General features: G+C 62.3%; 6 protein-coding genes and 1 tRNA gene. 4 read left to right on the top strand and 3 right to left on the bottom strand.

The features are described from left to right. Window positions 1-15 precede the first annotated feature (15 nt). Window positions 16-92, top strand: a tRNA-Met gene (locus LDL37_RS14990). Window positions 93-180: 88 nt separating this feature from the next. Here LDL37_RS14990 and LDL37_RS14995 read toward each other — a convergent pair. Together LDL37_RS14995 and LDL37_RS15000 are read right to left on the bottom strand one after the other, a co-directional pair. Next, window positions 181-1,398: an endo-1,4-beta-xylanase gene (locus tag LDL37_RS14995; protein ID WP_290799622.1), complete on the bottom strand. Its 1,218-nt coding sequence runs from the start codon at window positions 1,396-1,398 to the stop codon at window positions 181-183. A 150-nt stretch (window positions 1,399-1,548) separates the two neighbouring features. Then, the gene (locus LDL37_RS15000; protein ID WP_290799623.1) at window positions 1,549-3,492 is read right to left on the bottom strand and encodes an NPCBM/NEW2 domain-containing protein; all 1,944 of its coding nucleotides are present in this window, start codon (window positions 3,490-3,492) and stop codon (window positions 1,549-1,551) included. Window positions 3,493-4,056: 564 nt separating this feature from the next. On the opposite strand from LDL37_RS15000, the gene LDL37_RS15005 reads away from it, so the two are divergent. After that, on the top strand, window positions 4,057-5,613 hold the full coding sequence (locus tag LDL37_RS15005) for an alpha-L-arabinofuranosidase C-terminal domain-containing protein (protein ID WP_290799624.1): 1,557 nt from the start codon (window positions 4,057-4,059) through the stop codon (window positions 5,611-5,613). Between the two features lie 44 nt (window positions 5,614-5,657). Beyond that, entirely contained in the window at window positions 5,658-8,318 is a 2,661-nt protein-coding gene (locus tag LDL37_RS15010) for a glycoside hydrolase family 3 protein (RefSeq protein ID WP_290799625.1), read from the top strand. Between the two features lie 10 nt (window positions 8,319-8,328). On the opposite strand, the gene LDL37_RS15015 is transcribed toward LDL37_RS15010, so the two are convergent. Then, window positions 8,329-9,669 (bottom strand): anti-phage deoxyguanosine triphosphatase, encoded by a 1,341-nt coding sequence (locus tag LDL37_RS15015; RefSeq protein ID WP_290799626.1) that lies wholly within the window; start codon window positions 9,667-9,669, stop codon window positions 8,329-8,331. A gap of 112 nt (window positions 9,670-9,781) precedes the next feature. Here LDL37_RS15015 and LDL37_RS15020 point away from each other — a divergent pair. Further along, the coding region (locus LDL37_RS15020) for an L-rhamnose mutarotase (RefSeq protein WP_290799627.1) at window positions 9,782-10,000 on the top strand (219 nt) is incomplete at its 3' end.

A 10,000-nucleotide genomic window follows, 5' to 3' on the forward strand; every position in this document is an offset into this window, starting at 1 on the left:
TCTGGTTAAACGTGTCGCGGGATGGAGCAGCCCGGTAGCTCGTCAGGCTCATAACCTGAAGGTCGTCAGTTCAAATCTGGCTCCCGCACCCAGACTCACCAAAAGCCCGCCACAAAATGGCGGGCTTTTGTGCGTCTTACGCTTGGATGACACCACGCAAAAAAGCCACCTTCCGGCGGGCTATGGAACAAAGGTAGGGTTGACTACGGCCCAGAAGGCCGATTTCGGTTTACCCGTCGTGTCGAACAGCAGCGGGTGGTTCAGGCGGTTCACCGGGAACGAACTCAGCCAGGTATGATTGTCGGCCACGCCCCAGGTGGTGACGGACTTGACGCTCGGCTGGCTGGCAAACAGATCGAACATGGCCCGGTATTGCAGCGCCTGCGCGCGGATGCTGTCCCAATAGGCCGCCGTGCCTTCGGTCAGGGACGGGGCGCAACCCGTGGCGGGTGTGCCGAAGCAACTGCCGGGGTCTGAGCCATACAAGGACACATCCAGTTCGGTGACGTGGTTGATCAGGCCGCGGGTTTCCACGGTCTGAAACGCGGCGCGGACATTGGCCACAGGCGGCCAGGTCGTGGTGATGTGCAGTTGATGACCGATGCCATCGAGCGGCACACCGCGCGTCAGCAGCGTGTCCACAAGGCTCATCAGGCGTGCCAGCTTGTCCGCGTTTTCTGTGCTGTAGTCGTTGATAAACAGCTTGACCGTCGGATCGGCGGCGCGGGCGGCGCGCAAGGCGATTTCGATATAGTCGGCCCCCAGCACCTGATACCAGCGGCTGTTGCGATAGGGACTGCCGGCCGAGTCGCTGGTCGGTTCATTGACCACGTCCCACGCATAGACCTTACCTTTGAAATAGGTCACCACGTCGGTGATATAGCGCTCAAGCCGCGCCTGCACCGTCGCCCTATAGGTGGCGCTGGTGCTGTCTCCCACAAAGAACCAGTCCGGGGCCGATTGATGCCACAGCAGGGTGTGGCCGCGCACGGCGATATTGTTGGCGCTGGCAAAGGCGATGACCTGATCGGCGAGGGTGTAGTTATAGACCCCGGCGCTGGTGCCGATGGCGTGCGGCTTCATGCAGTTTTCGGCGGTCATCGAATTGACGTGCGCTTTGAGCACAGGCTGCGAAATTGCGCTGTTGATCTCGCTCGGTTCCGCCGTCATGCCGACCAGAAACTTGCCGTTGAAGTGCGTCTTGAGCGCGGGCGCCGTGGCCGGGTCAGGCAGGGTCGGGCCGCTGGCGGAGGCTGTGCTGGAACTGGAGGCGGTGGAGCCGGACGATACGGGGGAAGAGACGCCGCCGCCCCCTCCGCCGCCACAACTGGCCAGTGCCGATGCACCGGCCACCCCCATCAGCAGGCTGCGCCTGCTGAGCTGTGCAGAGATATTCATGTTCACTCCCGGTATCTTTTTGTTTTTGTTGAAGACAGGACGCGCTTGCCTCCACATGATGAGAATGACACAGAATATTTGATAGCGGTATCACAAAAAAAGGCCGGAGGCGATTGCTCCCGGCCTGTGCGCTTTTGATAGATGGATGCCCTATTTCAGCAGGGCCGCGTCGCCCCAGGTAACCGCCACGGGATGGGCGTTTTTGCCGGTGCTGGTGGCCACCAGTTCGACCAGACGCACACCTTTGAGATCGGCGGCAAGCGCCTGCGGGGCCTGCCCGAAGCGCAGGGGTTGGGACCTGGCGAGCAGCTTACCGTCACCATAGACGGCGAAGGTCACGGCCTCTGTGGTATTGAGCGTGGAATCGTCCACCCCGACCTTCGCTTCAAAGCGGCGTTCGGTTGGCTGCACCCGTACCTCCAGCCGTGAATTGGCCAAGATGCCGATACCGCTGCGGAAGGGCTTGCCAGCGATCTGAAGCGGGCGGCCATAGGGAGAGGCATCGGCCTGCGCGCCGCCCCAGCCGGTATAGGCGGGGATGTCGCCGCGCCCGCGCGTGCCGCTCCACGGATTCTTCATGCGATAGATGAAGGGATCGGCCTGAGGCACCACGACGCCATCGACGGCCGGATTAACGCGGCCCGGCAGGTCGGAAAGGTATTGGCCGTTGCTCAGCACGGGTGTGCCGCTGGCCATAAAGATCAGGGTCTGGTGCGGTTCGAGGTGGAATTTGACCTCGCCGGTGAAAGGCGTCTGATCGGCCTGCGTCCACAGATCGCGCAGGGCGACCGGTTGATTGGCCAGATATTTCAGATGCTCGGCGGTCAGGATGACGTCCTTGCCCTCCGCCGTGCGGTTGAACAGGGCCACAGCCTTGCGCGTCGGGTCCGCGCCGACGGTCTTGATCAGGATCTGTATATCGTCGCTGTCGTAGGCGAGGACGGCCTGATGGCCGCCGGCGTCCTGATTGAGCGCGATGAGGGCCTCATTACCAAAAATCTGCATCAGCTCCGGGGTAGCCTGTTTCAGGTCGTAGCCGATCAACAGCGGCGCATTGATCATGGCCCACAGGGCGAAGTGCGAACGGGCCTGCACAAGGTGCTGCGCGTCGAATTCGCCATGCCCGATAAACAGCATGTCCGGGTCGTTCCAGCTTCCCGGATGGGCATAGAGGGCGCGGGTGGCCGCCGAGTCGAAATTGCTCAGCATCCGCGACCACGAGGGGGTCAGGTCGTCGCTGGTGCGCGACAGGTTGCCAACATCCTTGCCCCAGGCGCGCACATCGGCGGAGCCCCAGGCGCACAGCGAAAAGACATAATCGCCGTCCGGATTGCTGGCCTTCAGGCTGTTGCCAATTTGCTTATACAGCGCTTTGACGGCTGGAATATTGGTGCGGCTGATCGATTGAAAATCAATCAGCGGCGGCAGTTCGCGATAGGTGCCAGCCTTGACCCGCTCGGAGTCGGCGCCAAAGGCGCGCACGCCGCAGCCATCGACCTTGATGAAGTCGAAGCCCCATTCTTTGAAATAGAGAGGTATGTCCTGTTCGATATGGCCATAGAGCCCGACTTCGCGCTCCTGTACCGTGCCTTCGGGCAGGTTGGGGGTGTTGGGGCCGCCAAAGGCCTGCGAGCAGGCATTGCGCCCCAGATCGGAATAGATGCCGGCCTTTAGCCCCATCTGATGGATACGGTCGGTGAAGGGGCGAAAGCTCGTCTCCTCCGGGCCACCAACAGCCGCCGATGGGAAGAGTTTGGTGCGTATCTGCATACGACCGTCCGACTGACGCCGCTTGAGCCACCAGCCGTCGTCGATATTGATGTAGCGGTAGCCTTTGGCCGCCAGCCCGCTCTCGACGATGATGCGGGCGGAATCGAGCACCCGCGCCTCGGTCAGGTCGGTGCCAAAGGCGTTCCACGAACTCCAGCCCATCGGCGGGGTTGCGGCGCGGCCTTCGCTATAGGCGCTCCACTTCCCCGTTGCGGCCAAAGGGTCGGCCACAGTCTCGGCGTGCGCGGCGGCGGTCAGGGCGAGGCTCAGAGCCAGCGCCATGGGGGCGGCGTGTCTGGCCAGGCGATGAAATGCAGGCGTCATGGAAAACCTTTCGAACGCAAAGTCAGGATGACCGGCTCACCGATCGGGCGGCGGCAGTCGTAAGAATGAAATGGCAGGGTTGCCGGAACTCGCTAACGGGAGACGCAGGAAAAGCCGCAAGGTCGCGAGGTTGGCGCGAGCCTTCGTATGTGCGTCAGTCCCTGATCTTTGCAGGCTTTTTGTACGAAAACCGCTGTTGCCGTTTCGCCGCCCGTTGCACACAGGCTAATATATCAGACAAATTGCGTCAATCGTTCAGACGTGGCTTTGCTGGAAATGGACAAGTGCAGCGGCAAAAACAGGCAGGCGATGCAATAATAGCGACGGCCGAAGAGGCTGACCGCTTCCGGCCGTTGAAGACACGAGACTGTCTCATATGTGTCGGAGACATGAGACAGTCTCGAAAAGCATACCAAGGGTCAATTCAATGACCCTTGGTATAAGTCGGACATATGACTTGGCCTTTGCGTTGTTTCGTGTTAGCGGTATCATAATGGCTGCGTAAAAGCCAAGGGATCAGGGGCGGCACACTCCGCCTGACCTCAATAGATACAGGGAGATATAATGAAACCGCTCGTCCTCACAGGCGTATTGTCCCTTCTTGCCCTGACTCTGCCGGCCGCGGCGCAGGAGCGCGTCTCTGTGACGGTGGACGCCACCAAGCCGGGCGCCAAGATCGACCGTCGCATCTTTGGTCAGTTTGCCGAACACCTCGGCAGCGGCATTTATGAAGGCGTGTGGGTCGGGAAAGACTCAGCCATCCCCAATACGCGCGGTATCCGTAACGATGTGGTCGCGGCGCTGAAAGCCATCAAGGTGCCGGTCGTGCGCTGGCCCGGTGGCTGTTTTGCCGACGAATACCACTGGCGGCGTGGCATCGGTCCGGAGCGCAAGGCCATGATGAACGCCAACTGGGGCGGCGTGATCGAGCCCAACACCTTCGGCACCGATGAGTTTATGGACTTCGCCTCGCAGGTGGGGGCCGAAGCCTATATCTCGGTCAATGTCGGCTCCGGCACGGTGGGCGAAGCGGCCGAGTGGCTGGAATATATGACGTCAAGCGCCGAAAACGGCATCGGGGCCGAACGCGCCAAAAATGGCCACCCGGAACCCTATAAGGTGCCGTTTGTCGGGCTGGGCAACGAAAGCTGGGACTGCGGCGGGGCCATGACGCCAGACTTCTACGTCAGCCAGATGAAGATGTATGCGCGCTTTGTGCGCAACTATAACAAGGCTCAGCCGATGCAGCGTATCGCCGTCGGTCCGAATGGCGGCGATACCGCCTATACCGAAGCGGTGATGAAATCCTATAAGGGCCGCAGCTGGGCCTGGGATATCGAAGGCCTGTCGCTGCACTACTACACGACCGGCGGCGGCTTCCCTCTGACGCAGAAATCTACCGGCTTCGGCGAAAAGGAATATGCGGTCATCCTTCAGGACACGCTGAAGATGGATGAACTCATCAAAACCCATTCCGCCATCATGGATAAGTACGACCCGGAAAAGAAGGTGTCGCTGGTCGTCGATGAATGGGGGGCGTGGTACGTGGCGACGCCCGGCACCGATCCCGGCTTCCTGATGCAGCAGAACACGCAGCGCGATGCCGTGCTGTCGGCGCTCAACCTCAACATCTTTGCCCGCCACGCCGACCGCGTGCGCATGGCCAATATCGCCCAGATGGTCAATGTCCTTCAGGCCATGATCCTGACGGACAAGGACAAGATGCTGCTGACACCCACCTATCACGTCTTCCGCATGTACGTGCCGTTTCAGGACGCCACCTTTATTCCGGTGACGCTGAACGCCGGGACCTACAGCTTTGGTGACATCCGCCTGCCGCGCGTCGATGCGCTGGCGGCGCGCGGGACGGACGGCAAGATCTATCTCTCCCTGACCAATCTCGACCCCAAAACGCCGGTGGATATCGACGTGGCCAGCCTGAATGTCAAGGTGAAGACCGCGACCGGTGAGACCCTGTCGGCGGCGACGTTCGATGCCTACAACACCTTCGCGGCTCCGGCGACGGTGGCCCCCAAAGCGGTCACGGCGAAGATGACGGATGGTAAGGTGATGGTCCGCCTGTCACCCGCCTCGGTCACCGTGCTGACCCTGCACCCCTGACCTTTCCGGCCCACCTCGAAGACGATCGGCGTAAGGAGACGACCATGACGGCGTACCGCCACCCCAACCGCTACCTCACCGCCGCTGTGCTGGCGGCCCTGATGTCCCTCGGTGCCCTGCAACCGGCCCTCGCGCAAAACCCGCTCGATGCGCCCGGCTATCAGGATACGTCCAAGCCGGCTGAGGCGCGGGCCGCCGACCTTGTGTCGCGCATGACGCTGGAAGAAAAGACGGCGCAGCTGATCAACGACGCCCCGGCCATTCCGCGCCTCAATGTGCGTGAATACAACTGGTGGAACGAAGGCCTGCATGGGGTGGCGGCTGCCGGTTACGCCACCGTCTTCCCGCAGGCTGTGGGTTTGGCCGCCACCTGGGATGAGCCACTGATCCATCGCGTCGCCGACACGATCAGCGTCGAGTTTCGCGCCAAATACCTTAAGGAACGCCACCGGTTCGGCGGTTCGGACTGGTTCGGCGGCCTGACCGTGTGGTCGCCCAATATCAACATCTTCCGCGACCCGCGCTGGGGCCGGGGGCAGGAAACCTATGGCGAAGACCCCTATCTGACCGCGCGTATGGGCGTCGCCTTCGTCAAGGGGCTTCAGGGCGATGATCCGGTCTATTACCGCACCGTGGCGACGCCCAAACACTATGCCGTCCATTCGGGACCGGAAGCTGGCCGCCACCGCGACAATTTTAATCCGTCGCCCTATGACCTTTTCGATACCTACCTGCCTGCCTTTAAGGCCACCATCACCGAAGGTCAGGCCGGGTCGATCATGTGTGCCTATAACGCCATCAATGGTCAGCCCGCCTGCGCCAACGAAGACCTGCTGGTCAAATATCTGCGCAAGGACTGGGGCTTCAAAGGCTTTGTCGTCTCTGACTGTGACGCGGTAGGCGACATCTATTACAAGACCTCGCACGCCTATCGCCCCACCCCCGAAGAAGGGGTAACGGCGGCCTATCTGATGGGCACGGACCTCATCTGCGGTAATGCCAATGAGGCCGACCACCTGACGCGCGCCGTGCGTCAGGGCCTGCTGCCGGAAAAGACGCTCGATATGGCGCTGATCCGCCTGTTTACCGCGCGCTTCAAGCTGGGGCAGTTCGATCCGCCCGCAAAAGTCTTCCCGAAGATCACGGCGGAGGATTACGACACACAGGCCAATCGCGATTTCTCGCAAAAGGTCGCCGAGTCGGCCATGGTCCTGCTCAAGAACGAGAACAACCTGCTGCCGCTGAAGGGTGAGCCGCGCCATATCGCCGTCATCGGGCCCAATGCCGACACGCTCGATTCGCTGGTGGGGAACTATAATGGCGATCCCTCGCACCCGGTCACGGTGCTGTCCGGTATCCGCGCCCGCTTCCCCAAGGCGACGGTTACCTATGCGCAGGGGTCGGGCCTGATCGACCCGGTGATGACGGCCGTACCCGACAGCGCCTTCTGTCGCGACGCGGCCTGCACCCAAGGCGGCGTGACGGTCAGTCATTTCGCGGATTCCGACATGAGCGGCGCGCCGCAGACGACGGGCAGTGAAGGCGGGATGCGTCAGGTGTGGGCCGGTGAAAACCGCAGCGGGGCCGTGCGCTATGACGGCTATCTGACGGCACCGGAGACGGGCGAATACCGCTTCCGGTATGACGCGCACGGCGGCTATCGCATCTGGGTCAATGACAGGATGATCGTCGATGCCTGGCGTGTGGACTGGCGCCCCTCCATCGCTACCGGAAGCGTGCGCCTTGAGGCCGGGTCGCGCAACCGCATCCGCGTCGAATCCTTCCAGCGCCAGCCGAAGGGCGAGGAGACGCTGGTGTGGAGCCTGCCGTCGGATAAGGGCGCGCAGGACGCTGTGGCGGCAGCCAAACAGGCCGATCTGGTGGTCTTTGTGGCGGGCCTGTCGCAGCGCGTCGAAGGCGAAGAGATGCGCGTCGAAACCGAAGGCTTTTCGGGCGGCGACCGCACCAGCCTCAACCTGCCACCGGTCCAGCAAAAGGTGCTGGAGCAGGTAAGTGCCGCAGGCAAGCCGGTGGTTCTGGTCCTGATCAACGGCAGCGCGCTCAGTATCAACTGGGCCGATCAGAACGTCCCTGCCATTGTCGAAGCCTGGTATCCGGGCGGGCAGGGCGGGGCCGCCGTGGCGCGCCTGATCGCCGGGGACTATAGCCCCGCCGGTCGTCTGCCCGTCACCTTTTATCGTTCCGCCGATCAGCTTCCGGCCTTCAACGACTACAGCATGAAGGGGCGCACCTATCGCTACTTCAAAGGGGAGGCCCTCTATCCGTTCGGCTACGGCCTGTCCTACACCACCTTCCGCTACGCCCCCCTGACCCTCTCGGCGCGTCAGGTGGCCGGTGACGGTCAGGTCACCGTCTCGGCCGATGTGACCAACAGCGGCACGCGCGACAGCGATGAGGTGGTGCAGCTCTATGTCAGCTATCCGGGACAGAAGCTGGCCCCCATCCGGGCGCTGGCGCGCTTTGAGCGCATCCACCTAAAGGCGGGCGAGACGAAAACGGTCAGCTTCACCCTCGACCCGCAGGCGCTCAGCACCGTCAATGCCGATGGCTCGCGCTCGGTCAAGCCGGGTAAGGTCGAGCTGTGGCTGGGCGGCGGGCAACCCGTGACGCGCAAAGGTTTGACGGCACCCGCGGGCGTCAGGGGCACCCTGACCATCACCACGCCTTACGACCTCAAGCCCTGATTGGGGTGGCTTACAACTTATCGAACACTGAGCCCATGCGCGGCGCAAACAAACGCTCATAGGTGCGCAGCAGATAGTTATCGGTCATGCCCGACACGTAATCGCAGATGACGCGCGGATCGTCCGAGGCGGCGGCGTAGCGGGTGTACTGATCGCGCGGCAACAGGCGTTTGGGGTCCGATTGCAGGGCCTCAAACACCGCCACCACCATGGCCTGCCCCTTGAACTCCAGATGCTGTACGCTGGGGGAACGGATCACCTCGTCAAACACAAACCCCTTAAGCGCCTTGAGAAACCGCGCCGGCCCGTCGGGCAGTTCGACGCGATAGCGCAGCAGCGGTTCGGCAAAGGCGTCGTCTTCGGCAAAACGCGCGTGGGTGATGAAGTGCCCGACCAGCCGGTTGACATAGTGCTTGCGCGACCCCGAACCGCCGAACAGGGCGCTGACCATGCCTTCATAGACATTGTTGCCGCTTTCGTGCGGATAGCGGGCTTTGAGCGCATCGAGAAACGAGGTGCAGGCACTTTCGGGCACAGCGCGACGAAAGGCGCTTTCGCTGACCAGAGTGAGCGCAATGGCGTCTTCGAGGTCGTGCACGCCATAGGCAATGTCGTCCGCCACATCCATCAGGCTGCAATCGAGCGATTTGTGCCGCGTGGCGTTGTGGCTGTCGGGTTTGATGTCCAGCGCCTGAAACCGCGCCCGGTCGTCGTCGGACAGCAACTCCAGCACCCAGCCCACCACATCCGCCTCGCTGTCGAGATAGCCCTTGGGCGGCTTTGAGGCGCGGCAGTCGATAATGTCGATCGTGGTCGGCCCCTTCATCAAAGCGGGCTTGCGCACCGGGTGGGCCGCCTTCGACAGAGCGACCGGGTATTTCAGCACGCCCAGCAGCGTCCGTCGCGTCAGATTGGCCCCGGCGCTTTTGGAGAAGGTCTCAAGCCGCGACAGGATGCGCAGGGTCTGGCCATTGCCCTCAAAGCCGCCGTGCTCGCGCATACAATAGTGCAACGCCACTTCGCCGCCGTGGCCGAAGGGTGGATGACCGAGGTCGTGGGTACAGCCGATCGCCTGAATCAGCGCCCGGTCGGGCAGGTAGGCGGCCGCAGGATGCTCAGAATGGTGGGTCTTGAGCTGCTTGTTGAGGCTGCCGCAAATCTGCGCCACCTCCAGCGAATGGGTCAGGCGCGTGCGGTAAAAGTCGCTGTCCCCCAGATTGAGGATCTGCGTCTTGCCCTGAAGGCGACGGAAGGAGGCGGAATGGATGATGCGGGCATAGTCGATATCCCCGGCATCGCGGGCGTCATCGGCTTTGGCGGACCAGTTTTCGCGGCGGGCGTACCAGGACATCAGATTCGTTCACGGCTTCGGAAAATACCACCTTTAAGGGGCGCGACGCCTCACCGCCAGTGACGAATCCACCACAACACGCTAAACACACCAAAACTCAGAGGAATACCCCATGCTCCGCCGTTTCTGCTTTGCCCTCGACCTGCACGACGATGCCGACCTGATCGCGCGTTACAAGGCCTGGCACGCCCCCGGTCAGGTGCCGGGCCCCATCATCCGCAGCATCCGCGAGGCCGATATCCAGTCCATGGAAATCTGGCAGGCGCACGACCGTATGTTCATGATCATGGAGGTCGGCGACACCTTCGCGCCGGACGCCAAGGCCGCCGCC

Source organism: Asticcacaulis sp. (assembly GCF_020217185.1).
Lineage (GTDB): Bacteria > Pseudomonadota > Alphaproteobacteria > Caulobacterales > Caulobacteraceae > Asticcacaulis.